The sequence below is a fragment of the Flavobacterium chryseum genome (assembly GCF_004362015.1).
Taxonomy (GTDB): Bacteria; Bacteroidota; Bacteroidia; order Flavobacteriales; family Flavobacteriaceae; genus Flavobacterium.
In genome coordinates, this window is the sequence record NZ_SNWW01000001.1 from 41,733 (window position 1) to 62,983 (window position 21,251).

At 34.7% G+C, this 21,251-nt stretch carries 12 protein-coding genes; 8 read left to right on the forward strand and 4 right to left on the reverse strand.

Features of this window, described 5'->3' with window-relative positions; all coding sequences use genetic code 11:
* Positions 1 to 34: 34 nt before the first annotated feature.
* Positions 35 to 2,503, reverse strand: a complete 2,469-nt coding sequence (locus EV143_RS00200; RefSeq protein WP_133505848.1) for a bifunctional UDP-N-acetylmuramoyl-tripeptide:D-alanyl-D-alanine ligase/alanine racemase — start codon at positions 2,501 to 2,503, stop codon at positions 35 to 37.
* Positions 2,504 to 2,859: 356 nt separating this feature from the next.
* Here EV143_RS00200 and EV143_RS00205 point away from each other — a divergent pair, with 356 nt between their 5' ends.
* Positions 2,860 to 3,465, forward strand: coding sequence for a hypothetical protein (locus EV143_RS00205; RefSeq protein WP_243739765.1), 606 nt, complete (start codon positions 2,860 to 2,862; stop codon positions 3,463 to 3,465).
* Here EV143_RS00205 and EV143_RS00210 read toward each other — a convergent pair.
* Positions 3,460 to 4,194 (reverse strand): porin family protein, encoded by a 735-nt coding sequence (locus EV143_RS00210; protein ID WP_317128056.1) that lies wholly within the window; start codon positions 4,192 to 4,194, stop codon positions 3,460 to 3,462. The two genes, EV143_RS00205 and EV143_RS00210, sit on opposite strands and share 6 nt — an antisense overlap.
* A 184-nt stretch (positions 4,195 to 4,378) precedes the next feature.
* On the opposite strand from EV143_RS00210, the gene EV143_RS00215 reads away from it, so the two are divergent.
* From EV143_RS00215 to EV143_RS00230, 4 genes are all read left to right on the forward strand, one after another.
* Complete coding sequence (locus EV143_RS00215) at positions 4,379 to 4,732, forward strand: hypothetical protein (RefSeq protein WP_133505850.1); 354 nt, start codon at positions 4,379 to 4,381, stop codon at positions 4,730 to 4,732.
* Between the two features lie 159 nt (positions 4,733 to 4,891).
* On the forward strand, positions 4,892 to 7,102 hold the full coding sequence (locus EV143_RS00220) for a TonB-dependent receptor (RefSeq protein ID WP_133505852.1): 2,211 nt from the start codon (positions 4,892 to 4,894) through the stop codon (positions 7,100 to 7,102).
* Between the two features lie 206 nt (positions 7,103 to 7,308).
* Complete coding sequence (locus tag EV143_RS00225; RefSeq protein ID WP_133505854.1) at positions 7,309 to 9,414, forward strand: prolyl oligopeptidase family serine peptidase; 2,106 nt, start codon at positions 7,309 to 7,311, stop codon at positions 9,412 to 9,414.
* 453 nt (positions 9,415 to 9,867) lie between these two features.
* Positions 9,868 to 10,860, forward strand: a complete 993-nt coding sequence (locus tag EV143_RS00230) for a Gfo/Idh/MocA family protein (RefSeq protein ID WP_133505856.1) — start codon at positions 9,868 to 9,870, stop codon at positions 10,858 to 10,860.
* Positions 10,861 to 10,982: 122 nt separating this feature from the next.
* On the opposite strand, the gene EV143_RS00235 is transcribed toward EV143_RS00230, so the two are convergent.
* Together EV143_RS00235 and dnaE are read right to left on the reverse strand one after the other, a co-directional pair.
* Positions 10,983 to 11,933: an outer membrane beta-barrel protein gene (locus EV143_RS00235; protein ID WP_133505858.1), complete on the reverse strand. Its 951-nt coding sequence runs from the start codon at positions 11,931 to 11,933 to the stop codon at positions 10,983 to 10,985.
* A 179-nt stretch (positions 11,934 to 12,112) separates the two neighbouring features.
* Positions 12,113 to 16,657 (reverse strand): DNA polymerase III subunit alpha, encoded by a 4,545-nt coding sequence (gene dnaE, locus EV143_RS00240; protein ID WP_133505860.1) that lies wholly within the window; start codon positions 16,655 to 16,657, stop codon positions 12,113 to 12,115.
* A 663-nt stretch (positions 16,658 to 17,320) separates the two neighbouring features.
* On the opposite strand from dnaE, the gene leuC reads away from it, so the two are divergent.
* The 3 genes from leuC (at position 17,321) to EV143_RS00255 (ending at position 21,207) form a co-directional block, all read left to right on the forward strand.
* A complete protein-coding gene (leuC, locus tag EV143_RS00245) occupies positions 17,321 to 18,715 on the forward strand; it encodes a 3-isopropylmalate dehydratase large subunit (RefSeq protein WP_133505862.1) in 1,395 nt (464 codons plus the stop codon).
* Between the two features lie 149 nt (positions 18,716 to 18,864).
* Entirely contained in the window at positions 18,865 to 19,461 is a 597-nt protein-coding gene (gene leuD / locus EV143_RS00250) for a 3-isopropylmalate dehydratase small subunit (RefSeq protein ID WP_133505863.1), read from the forward strand.
* Positions 19,462 to 19,686: 225 nt separating this feature from the next.
* The gene (locus EV143_RS00255; RefSeq protein WP_133505865.1) at positions 19,687 to 21,207 is read left to right on the forward strand and encodes an alpha-isopropylmalate synthase regulatory domain-containing protein; all 1,521 of its coding nucleotides are present in this window, start codon (positions 19,687 to 19,689) and stop codon (positions 21,205 to 21,207) included.
* Positions 21,208 to 21,251: the final 44 nt, after the last annotated feature.

The window sequence follows — 21,251 nt, forward strand, 5'->3', positions numbered from 1 at the left end:
GAAAATACATAATTTTCGGGAAAATTCCTGCAAATTATCTAAAAAATACCCTTTTGACACGTTGTGAAATACCTGCCAGAATTTCATACGGAATTGTTTTTAAAGCATTTGCAATTTCAGTAACGGTTGGATTTTCTCCAAAAATAATTACTGAATCGCCTTCTTTACAATCAATTTTGCTCACATCAACCATCAACATATCCATACAAATACTTCCCGTAATTGGTGCTTTCTGGTTTTTGATCATAACATACCCTATTCCATTTCCCCATAATCTCGAAATTCCATCAGCATAACCAATCGGGATTGTGGCGATTCTAGTTTCTTTTTCAGCCATAAAACGGCGGCCGTAACCCACGCTGTCGCCTGCGGGAATGGTGCGAACCTGAGAAATAATCGATTTTAAAGTGCCCACATTTTCCAGATATTTTTGTTCTGATGCATCATTCGAAACTCCGTACAATCCGATTCCTAATCGGACCATATTAAATTGAGCCGAAGGAAAATTACTAATTCCGGAGGTGTTCAAAATATGTCGAATTGGATTTACTTTTAATTCTGTCATTAATTTTGATGATAATTTCTCGAATAAATTGATCTGAGAAATCACAAAATCATAATGGTTCATATCGTCGCTTGTGGCCAAATGCGATAAAACACTCTGAATACGAACGGTTGAATTGCCTTTCAAAGTAGCAATTAATTCATCAATTGTATTGGCTTCAAAACCCAATCGGTGCATTCCTGTATCTAACTTTATATGAATAGGAAAATCTTTTAAATTCTTTTCTCGAGCAATTTTCAAAAAAGCATTTAAGCCTTTTATACTGTAAATTTCGGGTTCTAACTGATATTGAATAATCGAGGCAAAACTCGTCGATTCCGGATTCAAAACCATAATTGGCAATTTGATTCCGCCATTTTTAAGTGAAATTCCTTCATCAGCGAAAGCCACACCTAAATAATCAACTTTATGGTGTTCGAGTAATTTTGCAATTTCCAAACCACCGTTTCCGTAACCAAATGCTTTTACCATTACCATCATTTTTACATCGCTGGCTAGTTTTGATTTAAAGAAATTCAGGTTATGACTTATCGAATTTAAGTTGATTTCGAGAATCGTTTCATGCGTTTTTTCTTCGAGCAAAGTCACGATTTCTTCAAACTGAAATGATCTTGCTCCTTTTATTAAAATAGTTTCGTTTGCGAAGTTTAAACTTTCAAAATTGGCTGTAAATTCTGCCGTATTTTGAAACATAATGCTTTTCGGGAATTTGTCCTTAAAAGAAGAAATAGTTGTCCCGATTCCTATAACTCGGTTTATTTTGTTATCTAAAATTAGTTGCGCTACTTTAGAATATAGTTCTTCGTTTGAAAATCCGCTTTGAAAAATATCGGATAAAATAACCGTTTTAGAGGCATTCTTTTTTTGGCTTTCCAGAAAGTCTAAAGCAATTTTTAGCGACTGAAAATCAGAACTGTAACTATCATCAATAATACTGCAATTGTTGATTCCGTTTTTAACTTCCAAACGCATTTCTACCGGATACAGCATTTGCATACGGTTTTGAATTGTTGCGGAATTATATTGATAATAAAGCAAAACCAACAAACAGGAAATTGCATTTTCTATAGAAGCTGAATCCTGGAACGGAATTTCCAAATTAAAAATCTCGTTTTTATATTCATATTTAATAACCGTTATGTCGTCTTTAGTTTCTTTCTTTAAAACAAAAACATCTGCTGATTGATCTGAAAAACTCCAGGAAAAAAGTTTTCGTTCACTTAGAAAATTCTCTTTAGAAAAATCAACTAAACATTGATCAACAAGTTCATTTTTTTGATAAATGACTATTTTTGATTTTTTGAAAAGCTGTAATTTCTCTTTGATTTTTTGTTCTAAATTTTCAAAACCTTCGTCGTGTGCAGAACCAATATTGGTTAGAACTCCAATATTTGGCTTGATGATTTTTTCGAGATTGACCATTTCATTCACCGTAGAAATTCCGGCTTCGAAAATACCCAAATTATGTTTTTCATTAATGGCAATTACAGACAAAGGAACACCAACCTGGGAGTTGTAACTTTTCGGGCTTCTGATAATATTATAATCCGGACTCAGTAAAAAGTTGAGCCATTCTTTTACAATCGTTTTGCCATTACTTCCGGTCAATCCGATAATAGGAAAATTAAAAAGATCACGATAATAACCTGCAAATTCCTGCAAAGCCTTTAATGAATCATTTACAACCAGAAAATTGGCTTTTCCTTCATAATTATCCGGTATATATTGCACGACAAAATTCTGAACGCCTTTTTCTATAAGTTCCGGAATGTACAAATGGGCATCATTATTTATACCTGATAAAGCAAAAAATAAAGTTTGAAAACCGTTTTGCAACGAACGGCTGTCTATAGAAATATGATCGATAAAAATATCCGTTTCCTGACCAATAAATTTGGCGTCGAGAACTGAAATTAGGCTTTTTAAGTTTATGCTCATTTAGGGAATTTCTTTTGTCAAATTTAAAAAAAGGTTTGCCACGAATTTCACAAATTTTCAGGAATTATTTATATTAAACTGCTTAAAAAGTTAACCACAAATTCGCCAATTATTTTCACGAAGATTTAAAAAGATTTGAGCAGATGTGCACAGATTTTTTACTAATCAAATCGGCTTATATCTGCTTGAATCTGCGTGAAACCATTAAGCGATTTAAAAATAAGCCAGAGATTAAAAATCCAATGAAATTAATTGTAATCTGTGGCAAAAAATTAAAAATAATTTAGTGAAAATTTGTGAAATTCGTGGCAAAAAAAATTATTATATTTGTTGAAGACCACAAAATTTTCCTCATTTTGAAAAAAATCCTTCCTGTCTTCTCCTATATTTTGCATCCGATTTTTATCTCGATGTATGCTACTTTATTTTATTTGTTTTGTAAGGGGGATATTTTTACAACTCAGGAAAAATATTATGTTTTGTTTCAAATTCTGATCATTACAGTTATAGTGCCAATATTGTTTTTTTTGTTGCTTCGTTCAACGGGACATGTAAAATCAGTTATGATTCATGAAACTTCGCAGCGCAAAATCCCACTTATTTTACAATGTTTTCTATATATATTGTTGGTAAAAAGAAGCATTGTTATAGCGCGTTATCCTGAACTTCATTTCTTTTTTCTGGGAGCTTTGTTCAGTACAATTTTAGCTTTAGTTTGTTCGCTTTTTCAAATAAAAGCAAGTCTGCATATGCTGGCTATTAGTTCGCTTGCGATTTTTGTAATCGGATTGAATATTCATTTACAAATGCAAAATCCATATTGGGCTGCGCTTTTAATATTATTAACTGGCATTGTAGCGTCGTCTCGTTTGGTCATGGAAGCGCACTCTAACAACGAATTGCTAATTGGCACATTTATCGGAATATTTCCGCAATTGCTCTTCTTATATTTGTGGTTATAGAATATAGAAAATCAAACCAATATTCATTGTTTTTACCTCCAAATCTGATCCTGAAAGGGTTCTTACATTATTAAACAAAGGGTTTAAGCCGTAATACATATAAACGTTCCAGGTATTATACCCTGCTGATATATAAGGACCATATTGAAATTTATTAATATCAGAATTGTTTACGACTTTATACGTAGTTTCTCCGTCATCTAAAGTAGATTTGGTCGAGAAAGCATAGCTTAATTTAATTCCGGCATAAATTCTCCAAAACTTAGTACTTTCATAAGTAGAATTTCTCCATCGAAACTCAATAGGAAGATCTACTAAATATTGTCGGTATTTATTAGATACAATTTCATTATAGTCATTTACATTATAAACCAATGCACCACTTCCATCTTTAGAAATCGTCAGGTTCTGAAAAAAGTTCTGATAACTTAATCCTAAACCCGCAGCAATAGCCATAGTTCTTTTTTTATTGATAGGCATATCACGAAGAAATCCGGCAGAAAGTCCGGCAGAAAACTTATCCTGTCTAAGCCCTTGCGGAATCTGGGACAAGAGATTGTAGGTAACCGAAAAATAAAACTGATCTTCACGATACAAAGAATCGATTTTTATAACAGGTTCTATTTTTGGTTTTTCTTCTTCCTGAGAAAAAACATTAAAAAAAGAAACTAAAAATAAACAACTAAAAAGGATTCGCATATTGTATTTTGGTTTTAAGGAGGTTTTCAAGTAAACGTTTTTTAGAGTTGATTTATTTCACTTACAAATATAATATAATGATAGTTCAAGATAGGATTAATTATGCTCTTTTTCATAAAGAATACAATCTATTCCTGAAGAATTTTTAATAAAAATGCAATAGAATCAAAAAAACAAATCGATTATTCATTGCTCTTTTATACCTTTGTCCTGCATGAAAAAAAGACAACTCATATTAAGTGTTTCTTTGGCTCTAACAGTATTGTTCTCAATATTGTTTCAGTCGATACACAGTTATGAGCATATTGTTAAGCAGCTTTCAGAAAAACAATGCCATCACAATTATAGTGATCCGAGTGGCGAAATAACACACGAGCATCATAATTACGATCTTTGTTATGTATGTCATTTTACTTTTGCAAGTTATATAGTTCCTCAGGAATTTGCTTTTCAATTTCATACTTTCAATCAGGACATTCCTTATTTCTTTACGCTTTCAGAAAAAATATTTTCGGCTTCAGAAAGCGCTTATTTATTACGTGGTCCGCCCACAGCTCTAGTTTCTTAGATTTCGAAATATTCGAAATAAAAATCAAACTCTTTTATCGAAAAAAAACTTTGGGTTTCCCAGTCTTGCAATTGTTTCAGGATTGGAAAGCTTTACTGTTATTTTATTTTTTTCATCTAAAAAGAGAAAAAATTCAATTAACTATAGCATCATTTTCAAATGAAAAAAATTATAATTGCCCTTATTTTAGGGTTTTCGGGCCTACTTTCTGCTCAAAATTCTGTTTCAGGAATCGTTACAAATCTTGAAAATAACCCCTTGCCAGGCGTTTCTGTTTATGCTCCTGAATTACATAAAGGAACCACAACTGACGAGAACGGAAAATACGAATTTAAAAATCTTCCTAACGGAAGTTTACGCCTTGCTTTTGCTTTTGTCGGTTTTACTACACAAAACAAAACTATCGCTAAATTATTAAAAGAAAACACTTTAGATGTTGTTCTTTCGGAATCTATTTTTGAAATGGATGAAGTTGTCGTTTCAACTCCTTTCAACAAATTACAATCGCAAAACGTAATGAAAGTCGAACATGAAAGCATCAAAACGTTGCAGCAAAAAGGAACTTCAACATTGATTGAAGGTTTGGCGACTATTCCCGGAGTTTCGCAAATTTCGACAGGAACTTCTATCGGGAAACCAGTAATTCGCGGACTTAGCGGAAATCGTGTTTTGGTTTATTCGCAAGGTGTTCGTATCGAAAATCAACAATTTGGAGACGAACATGGTTTAGGCTTAAACGATGCCGGAATCGAAAGTGTTGAAGTAATTAAAGGACCGGCTTCATTATTATACGGCTCTGATGCTTTGGGCGGTGTTTTATATTTTAATCCTGAAAAGTTTGCTGATGCGAATACTTTTAAAGCAAATTTTAGTCAAAAATATTTCACGAATACACAAGGAAGCAATTCATCAATTGGATTAAAAACGTCTACAGATAATTGGAAGTTTCTGGCTCGCGGAAGTTTCAACACTCATTCTGATTACAAAATTGGCGATAACGGCGATCGCGTAACGAACACACGTTATAACGAAACCGATTTTAAAACCGGAATTGGCTACAGCAACTCGACTTTCTCAAGTGTTTTACGATACAATTACAATAAATTAGACTTAGGAATTCCGGAAGACGGAATTGGCGAGCAATCTTCAAGCAAAGACACTCAATTTCCGAGACAGGGAATTTTCAATCATTTATTGAGTTTAAACAATGTTATCTTCTTTGAAAATTCAAAATTAGACGTTGATTTGGGTTATATCGCCAATGACAGAAGTGAATTTGAAGACAGCAACACTGCTTCTCTTCGCATGAAACTGAACACTTTAAACTACAATGTAAAATATCATTTTCCGAAATTAGGCAAAATTGAAACCATTTTAGGTGTTCAGGGAATGCACCAAACCAATACTAATTTTGGTGAAGAATATTTAATTCCGGATGCAAAAACAAATGATTTTGGCGTTTTTGGAACCGGAAATTACGAATGGGGAAATAGCGTTTTACAAGCCGGATTACGTTTCGACAACAGAAACATTACCTCTGAAGCACACGGAATTGAAGGTGAAGAAGGATATTTTCAGGCTTTAGACAAATCATTCGATAGTTTTAATGCTTCTTTGGGATACAAAACGAAACTCGCAGAACCGTTAACGCTTCGATTGAATGTAGCAACTGGTTTTAGAGCGCCAAATTTAGCCGAATTAACTTCAAACGGAGTTCATGAAGGAACTAATAGATATGAAATTGGAAATGCTGATTTGAAAACGGAGCAAAACGTTCAGACTGATTTGAATTTAGAATACAAAAATTCGCATTTTGAGTTTTTCGTAAACGGATTTTACAACCATATCAACAATTATATCTATACATCACCTACTGGAGAAACCCGAGATGATAATGATGTTTTTGCTTATATTCAGGATAATGCAAAATTATATGGTGGCGAAGTTGGATTGCATTTTCATCCGCATCCTTTAGACTGGCTGCATTTTGAAACGAGTTTTGAAACTGTAACGGGTAAAAAAGACAACAATGATTATTTGCCTTTAATTCCTGCCAATAACTGGAATAATACGATTAGAACTGAATTTAAAATCAAAAACTGGTTAGAGGAAGGTTATGCAACTTTAAACGTTTCTTCGACTTTTGATCAGGATAATGTAAGTGGTTTCGAAACGGCTTCTAAAGGATATACTTTGGTAAATTTAGGTTTAGGAGGAACTGTAAAATTAGGAAAAACAGCTTTTGATGTAAACCTGAACGGAAACAATTTATTAGATAAAAGTTACATCGCGCATCTTTCAAGATTAAAAACAGATGGTATTCCGAACATTGGAAGAAATATTGTTCTGGGTGTGAATTTCAACTTATAAATTTTTAATTTAACCGCAAAGAACGCAAAGTTTTTTACACATACTTGTTTTTAAAAACGCAAAGTTCACAAAGTTAGGATCAATACAAAGCTTTGCAAACTTTGTGTTTTCTAAAGATACTTGTGAGATAAAATCTTTGCGCACTTTGCGGTTAAATTTTATTCCACGAAAAGTGCTATTTTTGTTACAACCGACAAACTTAAACTATGAAAAAAACAATTCTTATAATGGCAATAACTACTGCAGGAATTTCATTTGGACAAAATATTAAATATCCCGAAACTAAAAAAGGCGAAACCGTTGATCTTTATTTTGACACTAAAGTAAGCGATCCGTATCGTTGGCTTGAAGATGATAAATCGGCCGAAACCGGTGCCTGGGTAAAAGCAGAAAATGAAGTTACTTATGGTTATTTAGATAAAATTCCGTTTCGTTCAGCACTTAAAACGCGAATGGAAAAACTTTGGAATTATGAAAAAATAGGAGCTCCTTCAATTGAAGGGAAATTTACTTATTATTCTAAAAATAACGGACTTCAAAATCAATCTGTTATTTACAGAAAAGATGAAAATGGTAAAGAAGAAGTTTTTCTGGATCCGAATACTTTTTCCAAAGATGGAACAACTTCGCTTGGCGGTTTAGATTTTTCTAAAGATGGAAACAAAGCAGCCTATTCTATTTCTGAAGGCGGAAGCGACTGGAGAAAAGTAATTATCATTGATGCTTTATCAAAAAAAATTGTTGAAGACACTTTAGTCGATGTAAAATTTAGCGGGGTTTCATGGTTAGGAAATGAAGGTTTTTATTATTCCAGTTATGACAAACCAAAAGGAAGCGAATTATCTGCGAAAACAGACCAGCATAAATTGTATTTCCACAAGTTGGGAACTTCTCAAAAAGAAGATAAAGTGATTTTTGGTGCCGATCAAAAAAGAAGATATATTGGAGGTTACGTTACCGAAGACAATCATTATTTAGTCATTACAGCAGCCAATTCTACTTACGGAAATGAGCTTTACATTAAAGACTTAACAATTCCAAACAGTGCCATTATTCCCATTGTAGATAATTTTAACAGCGACAATTCTATTATAGAAAACGAAGGAACTAAATTGTTTATCGAAACCGATCTTAATGCGCCAAACAAACGTGTTGTTTCAGTAGATTTTAGCAATCCGAAACCTGAAAACTGGAAAGATTTTATCAAAGAAACTGAAAATGTTTTGTCGCCTTCAACCGGTGGCGGATATTTTTTTGCCAATTACACTAAAGATGCTGTTTCACTGGTATTACAATATGATTATAGCGGGAAACTGGTTCGTGAAATCAAACTTCCTGCCGTAGGAACTGCAGGCGGATTTGGAGGAAAAAAGCATGAAAAAGCATTATATTACAGCTTTACCAATTATACAACTCCCGGAAGTATTTTTTCTTTTGATCCTAAATCAGGCAAATCAGAAGTATATCAAAAACCTAAAGTGGATTTTAAAAGTGAAGATTACGAATCTAAACAAGTTTTCTATACTTCAAAAGACGGAACAAAAATTCCGATGATTATCACTTATAAAAAAGGAATAAAATTAAACAGTAAAAACCCAACCATTCTTTACGGTTACGGTGGTTTCAATATTAGTTTAACGCCTGCTTTTAGTATTTCGAATGCCGTTTGGATGGAAAATGGCGGCGTGTATGCTGTTGCCAATTTAAGAGGCGGCGGTGAGTATGGAAAAAAATGGCACGATGCAGGAACTAAATTGCATAAACAAAATGTGTTTGATGATTTTATCGCTGCCGCGGAATATTTAATCGCTCAAAAATATACTTCATCTGATTTCTTAGCAATTCGCGGAGGTTCTAATGGAGGTTTATTGGTTGGAGCAACAATGACGCAACGTCCTGATTTAATGAAAGTAGCATTACCTGCCGTTGGCGTTATGGACATGTTACGTTATCACACTTTTACAGCCGGCGCTGGTTGGGCTTATGATTATGGAACTGCACAGGACAACAAGGAAATGTTTGAATACCTTAAAGGATATTCTCCTGTTCAAAACGTAAAAAAAGGAGTTCACTATCCTGCAACAATGGTAACTACTGGAGATCATGATGATCGTGTAGTTCCTGCGCATAGTTTTAAATTTGCTGCTGAACTGCAAGACAAACAAACGGGAGATAATCCGGTTTTGATTCGTATTGATGTAAAAGCAGGTCACGGAGCAGGAAAATCTGTTGCGGCAACAATTCAGGAAAATGTAGACATTCAGGCATTCACGCTTTACAATATGGGATTTAAAGAATTACCAAAAAAGTAAAATTTTTAACTCTTCATTTTTAGCCACAAATCCGCAAATTATTTTTTTTGGATTTGTGGCTTTATTTTGTATTTCACGCAGATCTAAGCCGATTTAATTAGTAAAAAATCTTTGCCCATCTGCTCAAATTTTTTTAAATCTGCGTGGAAATAATTCGTAGAAATTAGTGCAATTCGTGGCAAACTTTTTTACTAATCTGTAAGCCGATTTAATCAATAAAAAATCTGTCCCCATCTGCTCAAATCTTTTAAAATCTGCGTGAAAATAATTCGTGGAAATTAGTGCAATTCGTGGCAACTTTTTTTACTAATCTGTAAGCTGATTTAATCAATAAAAAATCTGTGCCCATCTGCTCAAACCTTTTTAAATCTGCGTGAAAAAATAATTCGTGGAAATTAGTGCAATTCGTGGCAAACCTTTTTTTAAATTTGAAAGAACTAAAAAACCAGAAAAATGAAAATTGTAAAATGGGGAATTATAGGCTGTGGAAATGTAACTGAAGTTAAAAGCGGTCCGGCTTTTCAAAAGGCTCCAAACTCAGCTTTAGTTGCCGTAATGCGAAGAGACGCTGCACTTGCCGAAGATTACGCCAAACGCCATAACGTTCCGAAATGGTATTCGAACGCAGTTGATTTAATTAACGATCCGGAAGTTGATGCGGTTTATATTGCTACGCCTCCGTCTTCTCATAAAGAATATACTATTTTGTGCGCCAAAGCAGGGAAACCGGTTTACGTAGAAAAACCAATGGCTTTGACATTTGAAGAATGCAACGAGATGATCAGCGTTTGCAAAGAACATAATGTTCCGTTATTTGTTGCTTATTATAGAAGAAGTTTACCCAGATTCTTAAAAATAAAAGAGATAATAGATCAAAATAAATTAGGTAAAATCAGGCATGTAAATTGTGTTTTATATCATCCGTTTGAAGAACGCTATGATGACGATATTAATTTACCCTGGACAGTTTTGCCGCACATTTCTGGCGGCGGAATCTTTGTTGATTTGACTTGCCATACTTTAGATTTTCTTGATTTTGTTTTTGGTCCGATTAAATCGGTTCGTGGGCATGCAAGTTCACAGCTTTTGGCTTATCCTGCCGAAGATTCGGTTTCGATGTCATTTCTATTTGAGAATGGAATTCACGGAACTGGTTTATGGAATTTTGCCAGTTTTGAACGTTATGACAATACTGAAATTGTAGGCGATAAAGGTAAAATTTCCTTTTCAACTTTCGGAAATGATCCAATTCATATTCAATATACAAACGGAGAAAAAGAAAGTATTACGATTGAAAACCCGCTTCATATTCAACAGCCTTTTATCGAAACTGTAGTTGCAGAACTTTTAGGTAATGAAGGATTTTCTCCATCAAAAGGAACTTCTGGCGCAAGAACAACCTGGGTTATCGATGAAGTTTTGAAGGAATTTAGGAATTCGAAATAGAATAATATTCGCCGGTATAATCAGCGTTATGTGATTTCTCCTCCGTCGAAATGACACAAAAACAAAAAAAGAGGATATTCTAACGAATATCCTCTTTTTTATAAACTATAAATTCTTTAGTATTATAGGCTGTATTTAATACCTAAAGTCAAACCTAGACCTGAAATTCCAACATACGAACTTAATTCGTCCATTGCATCATTAGGTCTTGTAGTGTCTCTTTGATCAGGAGTAGCTGTGTTTGGATTAAACAAAGCATTATTAGAATTAACATCTAAGTGATCTTGATAGTTTGTATGAATTTGAGCCGTAGTTCTGGTTGCTAAAGCATCTTGTCCATTTACTGTAAATTCAGTTGTTTCTTTTGTGTCACCATGTACTGTAAAGTTACGATATTCTAACTCCGCAAAAGCTGAAAGATGTGTAGTAAGTTTGTAAGTTGTACCTAAAGCAGCAGTAAATCCTAATGTTGGATTTGGTTTTACTTTATCAACACTGTGAACATATCCAAAAGCAGCCGGAGCTCCTTGAGGAGTAAAAGCAATTGGTGCATATGCATCAGAAGTAATTTCTAGATCTCCATGAATAGGCACTAAAATTCCAACTTTAGTATATGGTTCAAAACCTTTAGATTCTCCTAAAAACATTACAATTGCAGGTGCTACATCAAACGCAGTGATTTGACCTACTGATTTGAAACTATATACTCCTGTTGGTGTGATAGGTATATCAGATGTTGTTTGAGCCATTTTCTTATCATTACTAGTGTAATAATTAACACCTAATTCAACTCCAATACGTGTTGAAAAGCGATATCCTGCAGTGATACCTGTTCTAAAACCTTGTCCGAAAGAACCTGTTACACTTTTTTCAGAAACTAATTTTCCTCCTACATATGTTCTATCTAAAGCTGCATTACCTCCAACGGTTGGAAATTCTGTCGAAGCAGTTTGATTAAAATAAGATCCACCTAATTTAAAATACCAGCTTTCCGGTTTGTCTGCTTTTTCAGTTTGCGCCATTGTAGCCAAAGAGCAAACCAATAATCCTAATAAAAATAGGTTCTTTTTCATAATTCTGATTTTAATTGTTTTTATACAAACTTAGAGCATTTTAACATATTCTTCTAGTTTGTTTTGTTACACTTTCAACGAAAACGTTGTAATTTCGAGCAATATTACTAAAAAAGTATTATGCATGCATAATTTTAACATTATAAAAATGCATTCTTTTAAAATTTAACTGTTAAAATTTAATTCAATTTAAAATTAACCTGCATTTTTTCTAATTCCTGCAGTAACTCTGCAGATATTTTGATTTTTAATCTTCGGCTTGGCATCGTTAATTTCGTAACCACCTTGATTTCTTCAACCTCTTTGACTTCCTGCATTTTAGTTTCTGATATAGCTTCAACATCTTCGTTTTCACTTTCTTCATCAACAAAAACGGCGTCTTCAGTTTCTTCAAATTCATTAGTCGTTTCTACCTCGACCAAACGTTTTATTTTTTCTAATTCCATGATTTCAAAAGTCACCGAATTATCTCCTTTATTTTGATTAAATAAATGGCTTAACTTGTGAATAAATTCTGTTTGTAAATCTTGTATGTTTAACAATACTACCAATTTTTTTGCAAAGGCTTCCAGTATGTCCTGCAACTGTCGTATCTCAACGAATTGCATTCTTGGTTCTGATTTTTTTCCTGTATCATGATTTACCCATCCATCTTTTATCAAAATCTTCAGGAATGCGAAATTATTCTGAATCAAAAAGTGACGAAATTTCAGGTATTCTTCACCAAAAATTCTGAACTCATAACTTTCATCATAACCTTCTAAATTGAACATTGCCCAGCCTTTTCCGTTTTTAGCCACACGATGCTGTACGTTATTGATAATTCCGGCAAAATTCAGGTTTTTACCAACGTACAATTCCATACTTTTTAATGCTTCCAGTCGGGCATTACAAAAGTATTTCATCTCAAATCTAAAATCGTCAAGCGGATGTCCTGATATATAAATCCCGACAACTTCTTTTTCTTTAGCGAGTTTTTCCATTGTACTCCAGTCTTCACAGGGAGGCACAACAGGTTCTGCAATTTGCACTTCGCTTGCTTCTCCAAACAAACTAACCTGCGATGAATTTTCGTTTTCCTGAAATTTAGATCCGTAACGAATTGCCTTTTCATAAAACGTAATTCCGTCGCCGTCATCATGAAAATATTGCGCTCTTGTTGTTCCTTCAAATGAATCAAAACCACCCGCAAGTGCTAAGTTTTCAATAGCTTTTTTATTAGCGGCACGCAAATCAATTCGCTTAGCCAAATCAAAAATCGATTTATATCTTCCGTCTTTTCTGCATTCTACAATTGTGTTTACAGCTCCTGAACCCACTCCTTTAATAGCGCCCATCCCGAAACGAACGGCATAATTATCATTTACGGTAAATTTATAGTACGATTCGTTTACATCTGGTCCTAAAACTTGTAAGCCCATTCGTTTACATTCTTCCATAAAAAATGATACTTGTTTGATATCATTCATGTTATTAGAAAGTACGGCTGCCATATATTCTGCCGGATAATGTGCTTTTAAGTATGCTGTCTGATACGCAATCCATGCATAACAAGTCGAGTGCGATTTGTTGAAGGCGTAACTCGCAAAGGCTTCCCAGTCTTTCCAGATTTTCTCTAAAATTTTGGCATCATGACCTTTTTTCGCCGCTTGCTCCACAAATTTAGGCTTCATTTTATCAAGAACGTCCTTTTGTTTTTTACCCATCGCTTTACGCAAAACGTCGGCCTCACCTTTGGTAAAATCAGCCAGCGATTGCGACAAAAGCATTACCTGCTCTTGGTAAACCGTAATTCCGTAAGTTTCTCCTAAATATTCTTCACATGCATCTAAATCGTATTTAATTTCTTCTTCGCCGTTTTTTCTTTTTACGAAAGAAGGAATATATTCTAAAGGTCCCGGACGATACAAGGCATTCATGGCAATTAAATCTCCAAAAACCGTCGGTTTCAGATCTTTCATGTATTTCTGCATTCCGGGCGACTCATATTGGAAGATTCCAACGGTTTCTCCTCTTTGGAAAAGCGCATAGGTTTCTTCATCATCAATCGGAAATGTGTCGGGATCCAGTTCTTTTCCCGTTCTGTACTTTACCAGTTTTACGGTATCTTTTATCAACGTAAGGGTCTTCAGACCCAGAAAGTCCATTTTCAGCAATCCTGCACTTTCTGCAACCGAGTTATCAAACTGTGTTACATATAAATCAGAATCTTTTGCAGTGGTAACGGGAACGAAATTCGTAATATCCGATGGCGTAATGATGACACCACAAGCGTGAATTCCGGTATTTCGCATCGATCCTTCCAGGATTTTTGCCTGTTGAATGGTTTCTCCTGCTAAATCGCCTTCATTGGCAATGGCGATCAACTCTTTTACATTATCAAATTCATCCGAACGAAGTGCTTTTTTAACCTCCTCTTCACTTTCAGAAATAAAGCGAGCTAAATTCCATTTAGACGGCATCATTCCCGGAATCAGTTTTGCAATTCTGTCGGCTTCAAATAGTGGTAAATCCAATACACGCGCCGTATCACGAATCGCTGATTTGGTTGCCATTTTACCATAAGTGATAATTTGCGCTACCTGATTTTTTCCGTATTTATTAATTACGTAATCCATTACACGACCACGACCCTCATCATCAAAATCGATATCAATATCGGGCATCGATACACGATCCGGATTCAGGAAACGCTCAAAAAGCAAATCGTACTTAATTGGGTCAATATTGGTAATTCCGAGGCAATAAGCAACGGCAGAACCTGCCGCAGATCCACGGCCCGGACCTACCGAAACATCCATCTTTCTGGCTTCGGCAATGAAATCCTGAACAATCAAAAAGTAACCCGGATATCCGGAATTCGAAATGGTCAGTAATTCAAAATCTAAACGTTCCTGAATCGATTCTGTAATTTCGCCATATCTTTTTGCTGCACCAACCATGGTAAGGTGTCGCAGGTATTTATTTTCACCTCGAACTCCACCATCTGCTTCATCTTCAGCAACTATAAATTCTTCCGGAATATCAAATTTAGGAAGCAATACATCGCGGTAAAGTGAATAACCTTCCACCTTATCTACAATTTCCTGAATATTAATAATGGCTTCCGGCAGATCAGAAAAGAGTTTTTTCATCTCTTCTTCCGACTTATAATAGTATTCCTGATTAGGTAATCCGTAACGGTAACCACGGCCACGGCCAATTGGGGTTGCCTGTTTTTCACCGTCTTTTACACACAATAAAATATCGTGTGCATTGGCATCTTCTTTATTTAAATAATAGGTATTGTTTGTCGCAATTAATTTGACATTGTGTTTTTGCGAAAATTCAATCAGGGTTTTGTTCACACGATTTTCATCTTCCTGATTGTGGCGCATTACTTCTAAATAAAAGTCATCTCCAAATTGTTCTTTCCACCAAATCAAAGCTTCTTCGGCTTGATTTTCACCGATGTTCAGAATTTTACTCGGAATTTCCCCGTATAAATTCCCAGACAAAACCATGATATCTTCTTTGTATTTCTCAATAACATTTCGGTCAATTCTCGGAACATAATAAAATCCGTCTGTAAAAGCGATCGAAGACATTTTCGCGAGATTGTGATAGCCTTTTTTGTTTTTGGCCAACAATACAACCTGATTTCCATTGTCTTTTTTACTTTTATCTAAATGGTTGTCACAAATATTAAATTCGCAACCAACGATTGGTTTTATCTCTGTTTCTGTTGGTTCTTCACCGGCTTCAACTAGTGCTTTATTTTTCGTAGATGCCGCTTTGTTGTGGTTCATAACGGCACTCACAAAGTGAAAAGCACCCATCATGTTTCCGGTATCGGTCATCGCAACCGCAGGCATTCCGTTTTTGGCTGTAGCCGAAACTATATTTCCAATTCCGATTGTAGATTGTAAAACCGAAAACTGGGTATGATTGTGTAAATGAGAATATTTTGCTGCTTTAAAATCGGCTCTTTCAGAAGCTGAAACGGTAGTTTGTTTCTCATTAGATTCTAAAGCTTTTAATTGCTCTCTGATTTTATCAGAAGCTGCTTTTAAATTTATGTGTTTTAAACCAATTAACGGAAATTCTTGCGGATTTCTAGCTTGGAATTCCTTGAAATAATCCTGCGGAACATCCAGTTCTTCTTTGGTAAAAACCTCTCTTCTAATTAATTCTAAAAAACAACGCGTAGTTGCCTCAACATCGGCAGTTGCGTTGTGCGCTTCTGCAAAGGGTTGATTAAAAAGATAACTGTGTAATTCTGTTAAGGTTGGAAGTTTGAATTTTCCTCCACGACCTCCCGGAAGTTGTAATAACGAAGCCGTAACTTCGGTACAGGTATCTAAAACCGGCATTGTGCTCATTGGCGAATCAACACCCATTCTATGGAATTCAGCTCCCATAATATTAACGTCGAAACCTAAATTCTGACCAACGATAAATTTGGTTTTACTTAAGGCAATATTGAATTTCTCTAAAACTTCTTCCAAAGTAATTCCATCAGCTTCAGCCAATTCGGTCGAAATTCCGTGAATACGTTCGGCATCATAGGGAATATTAAATCCGTCCGGTTTTACCAGATAATCCTGATGTTCAATAAGCTGTCCCATTTCGTCATGAAGCTGCCACGCAATCTGAATACAGCGAGGCCAGTTATCAGAATCGGTTATTGGAGCGTCCCAGCGTTTTGGTAATCCGGTTGTTTCAGTATCGAAGATTAAATACATAGAGTTAAAATACAAAAAATTAAAGTTCCAAATTCCAAGTTTTCACTATATAAATCTTTGATTATACGGATGATAAAAATTTGTTTTATAGAAAATGGAGGAAGTTCAAATTTAAGCTTTTTTTGGAGAAAGAAAACGCTTTAATCAGCAAAAAATCATTCTTATGAAGTACTCAGTATTTCTCTTAAAATTCATAAAAATTGATAAAAATTCACTTCTTGGATGTCGTAGTATTTTGATAGTTTATCGAGTCTAAATAACGAACACACAAGCGGTCCTGAACCTTTCAAAAATCAAAGAAGAGACACTTCAAACAATAATAAAAAATTAGGATTTATTACGATTTATATCCGTTTTGTTACATTTTTTCAAAGTAAAACACCTGTTCTGTGTCAATTTTAAGATAAATTTGCCAACTATTAAAAATAAAAGCAATTGAAATTAAATTAAACACAAAAAGAAAAACAAAAGCAATTTTCAGTTCATTTTTAAATTAAAATCCAATACGTAAAAAGCAAAATTCAATTTGTATTTAGGTTTGGGTATCGTATATAATGAAATATTGAAATTGACGCTTTTGTATCTTTTTTTATTTTTGTTTTGCTAATATAAATAAGCAGGAAATTGCTTTGGTTACAGAATTACAATTAAAAAAAATAAAAAATGAGTAAGACATTATTTGACAAAGTATGGGATTCACATGTAGTGCGTAAAATTGAAGATGGACCAGATGTGTTTTTTATTGATCGTCATTTCATTCACGAAGTTACGAGTCCTGTTGCTTTTTTAGGATTAAAAGCCAGAGAAGTTAAGGTTTTGTACCCGGAACGTACTTTTGCAACTGCAGATCACAATACACCAACCATAAACCAACATTTACCAGTTGAAGATGCTTTATCTGCCAATCAGCTTAAAGCGCTTGAAGATAATGCTGCCGAATACGGTATTTCGCACTGGGGATTAGGTCACATTAAAAATGGAATTGTACACGTAGTTGGTCCTGAAAACGGAATTACTTTGCCAGGTGCTACTATTGTTTGTGGTGATTCTCACACGTCTACTCACGGTGCTTTTGGAGCTATTGCTTTTGGTATCGGAACTTCTGAGGTTGAAATGGTGCTTTCTACGCAATGTATTATGCAGCCAAAACCAAAGAAAATGCGTATCAATGTAAATGGTCAATTAAGCAAAGGAGTTGGTCCAAAAGACGTTGCTCTTTATATTATTGCACAATTAACTACTTCTGGAGGAACGGGTTATTTTGTGGAGTACGCCGGAGATGTTTTTGAAAATATGACAATGGAAGGCCGTATGACGGTTTGTAATTTAAGTATTGAAATGGGCGCTCGTGGTGGAATGATCGCGCCTGACCAAAAAACGTTTGATTTCCTTGAAGGTAGATTATATGCTCCAAAAGGCGAAGCCTGGACAAAAGCGGTTGAATATTGGAAAACGCTTAAAACAGATGCTGATGCTATTTTTGATGCTGAATTAAACATCAATGCATCAGATATTGAACCAATGATTACTTATGGTACTAACCCTGGAATGGGAATTGGTATCTCAAAACATATTCCGAATGCCAACCAAGTGGAAGGCGGAGAGGAAACATACAAAAAATCGTTAGCTTATATGGGCTTTCAGGAAGATGATGTAATGATTGGTAAACCAATTGATTATGTTTTCTTAGGAAGCTGTACCAACGGACGTATTGAAGATTTTAGAGCTTTCGCCGAAATTGTAAAAGGAAGAAAAAAAGCAGATAATGTTACCGCTTGGTTAGTTCCGGGTTCTCACGTTGTTGAAGCTCAGATTAAAGAAGAAGGTATTTTAGATATTCTTACCGAAGCTGGTTTCGTATTACGTCAGCCTGGTTGTTCAGCGTGTTTGGCAATGAACGATGATAAAGTTCCTGCCGGAAAATATGCTGTTAGTACATCAAACAGAAACTTTGAAGGTCGTCAGGGTCCTGGTTCAAGAACACTTCTTGCAAGTCCAATTATGGCTGCTGCAGCTGCGGTTACAGGAAAACTAACAGACCCGAGAGAGTTATTTTAATTTTAGATTTTAGATTTCAGATTGCTGATCTAAGTTTCTTCAAATAAAATTGATTTACATTATTTAATTACCAAACATTTTTAGGTTCTGGTTTAAGTTTTCAAAAGAAAATCTAAAATCTAAAATCCTAAAATCTAAAATTCCAAAAAATGGCATACGATAAATTTAATATACTTACCAGCAGTGCAGTGCCACTGCCAATTGAGAACGTAGATACAGATCAAATTATTCCGGCTCGTTTCCTGAAAGCTACAAAACGTGAAGGTTTTGGAGATAATCTTTTTAGAGACTGGAGATATAACGGAGATGATACTCCAAAAGCAGATTTCGTTTTAAACGATTCAACTTATAGTGGAAAAATTTTGGTTGGAGGAAAAAACTTCGGTTCGGGATCTTCAAGAGAGCATGCTGCGTGGGCAGTTTATGATTACGGATTTCGTGCTGTAGTTTCGAGTTTCTTTGCTGATATTTTTAAGGGAAACTGTTTGAATATTGGTGTTTTGCCAGTTCAAATTAGCCCTGAATTTGCTGAAACTATTTTCAAAGCTATTGAAGCTAATCCTAAAACAGAACTAGAAATCAACTTACCAAACCAAACGATTACTTTATTGGAAACTGGTCAGCAAGAGTCTTTTGCTATTAACGGATACAAAAAAAATAATATGATTAATGGCTTTGATGACATTGATTATTTGCAAAATATTAAAGAAGATATTGTGGCTTTCGCCGATAAACTTCCGTACTAAAAAAATCTTGTTCAATCTATTAGACCCGACAGATTTTTTGAAACCTGTCGGGTTTTTCTAAATTAAATGAGAAAACATAGAATGCAGAAACAACTGATTATCTTTTAGCTAAAGTAAAAATCCGTGATAATCTGCGTCTTCGCAAAGCGAATCCGTAAAATCAGTGTTCAAATTAAAATATAGGATATCATTAATATCCAAACAGTTAGAAATTAGAATATCAATATGGAAAAAAGAAAAATTGAAATAATGGATACAACACTTCGTGATGGTGAACAAACCTCCGGAGTATCTTTTTCTGCTGCAGAAAAACTGACCATTGCACAATTATTGTTGGAAGAATTAAATATTGATAGAATCGAAATTGCGTCTGCTCGTGTGAGTGAAGGCGAATTTCAAGCCGTAAAAGGCATTACTTCTTGGGCTGAACAACGAGGATATATTAACAGAATTGAAGTTCTTTCGTTTGTAGACGGAGGAGTTTCAATAGAATGGATGAAAAAAGCAGGTGCAAAAGTGCAGAATTTGTTGACCAAAGGTTCAATGAATCATTTAACCCATCAATTAAAAAAAACACCGGAACAACATTTTTTTGAAATTGCACAAATCATCGCTTTAGCAAAAGAAAATAATATTGAAACCAATGTTTACCTGGAAGATTGGAGCAACGGAATGCGAAATTCTCCTGATTATGTTTTTCAATTTCTAGATTTCCTTTCAACACAGCCAGTCAAAAGAATTTTACTTCCTGATACTTTAGGCGTTTTAATTCCGTCTCAGGCTTTTGAATTTATTTCTAAAATAAGAGTAAAATATCCGCATATTCATTTTGATTTTCATGCCCATAACGATTATGATTTAAGCGTTGCCAATGTTATGGAAGCGGTGAGAGCCGGCATAAACGGACTTCACGTAACCGTTAATGGAATGGGTGAACGAGCAGGAAATGCTCCGCTCGAAAGCACAGTTGCTGTTATAAACGATTATATGCCAGAAGTTAGCATCAATATAAAAGAAACTTCTCTTTATACGGTAAGCAAGTTAGTAGAGACTTTTACCGGATATAGAATTCCGGCGAATAAACCAATTGTTGGCGATAATGTTTTTACGCAAACGGCAGGAATTCACGCTGATGGAGACAATAAAAACAATTTATATTTTAATGATTTACTTCCGGAACGTTTTGGGAGAAAACGAAAATATGCATTAGGAAAAACTTCCGGAAAAGCAAATATTGAGAAAAATCTTCAGGAATTAGGTTTAAAATTAAACCAGGAAGATTTGAAATTGGTTACCCAAAGAATCATCGAATTGGGCGATAAAAAAGAAACCGTTACAAAGGAAGATCTTCCATATATTATCTCAGATGTTTTGGACAGTCATACTTATGAAGATAAAATTACAATTGAATCTTACGTCTTAATGCATTCAAAAGGAATGCGTCCGTCTACCACTTTACTTTTAAAAATTGACGATGAAATTATCGAAGAAAGCGCTCAGGGCGACGGTCAGTTTGATGCTTTTATGAATGCTTTATCGAAAATTTACAAAAGCAAAAAACTAACGCTTCCAAAATTGATTGATTACGCCGTTAGAATTCCACCGGGAAGTAGTTCTGATGCCTTGTGCGAAACGATCATCACATGGGTAAATAACGGAAAAGAATTTAAAACCAGAGGATTAGATTCAGATCAAACGGTTGCAGCGATTATTGCAACGCAGAAGATGTTGAATGTGATTGCGTAAGGTTCTAAGTTGCTAAGATTTTAAGGTTCTGAGATAAAAAACTT

Coding starts and splice junctions, on each gene's coding strand:
- EV143_RS00200 (WP_133505848.1), bottom strand. CDS start 2,503: ATGAGCATAAACTTAAAAAGCCTAATTTCAGTTCTCGACGCCAAATTT.
- EV143_RS00215 (WP_133505850.1), top strand. CDS start 4,379: ATGAAAAAAAGACAACTCATATTAAGTGTTTCTTTGGCTCTAACAGTA.
- EV143_RS00220 (WP_133505852.1), top strand. CDS start 4,892: ATGAAAAAAATTATAATTGCCCTTATTTTAGGGTTTTCGGGCCTACTT.
- EV143_RS00225 (WP_133505854.1), top strand. CDS start 7,309: ATGAAAAAAACAATTCTTATAATGGCAATAACTACTGCAGGAATTTCA.
- EV143_RS00230 (WP_133505856.1), top strand. CDS start 9,868: ATGAAAATTGTAAAATGGGGAATTATAGGCTGTGGAAATGTAACTGAA.
- EV143_RS00235 (WP_133505858.1), bottom strand. CDS start 11,933: ATGAAAAAGAACCTATTTTTATTAGGATTATTGGTTTGCTCTTTGGCT.
- dnaE (WP_133505860.1), bottom strand. CDS start 16,657: ATGTATTTAATCTTCGATACTGAAACAACCGGATTACCAAAACGCTGG.
- leuC (WP_133505862.1), top strand. CDS start 17,321: ATGAGTAAGACATTATTTGACAAAGTATGGGATTCACATGTAGTGCGT.
- leuD (WP_133505863.1), top strand. CDS start 18,865: ATGGCATACGATAAATTTAATATACTTACCAGCAGTGCAGTGCCACTG.
- EV143_RS00255 (WP_133505865.1), top strand. CDS start 19,687: ATGGAAAAAAGAAAAATTGAAATAATGGATACAACACTTCGTGATGGT.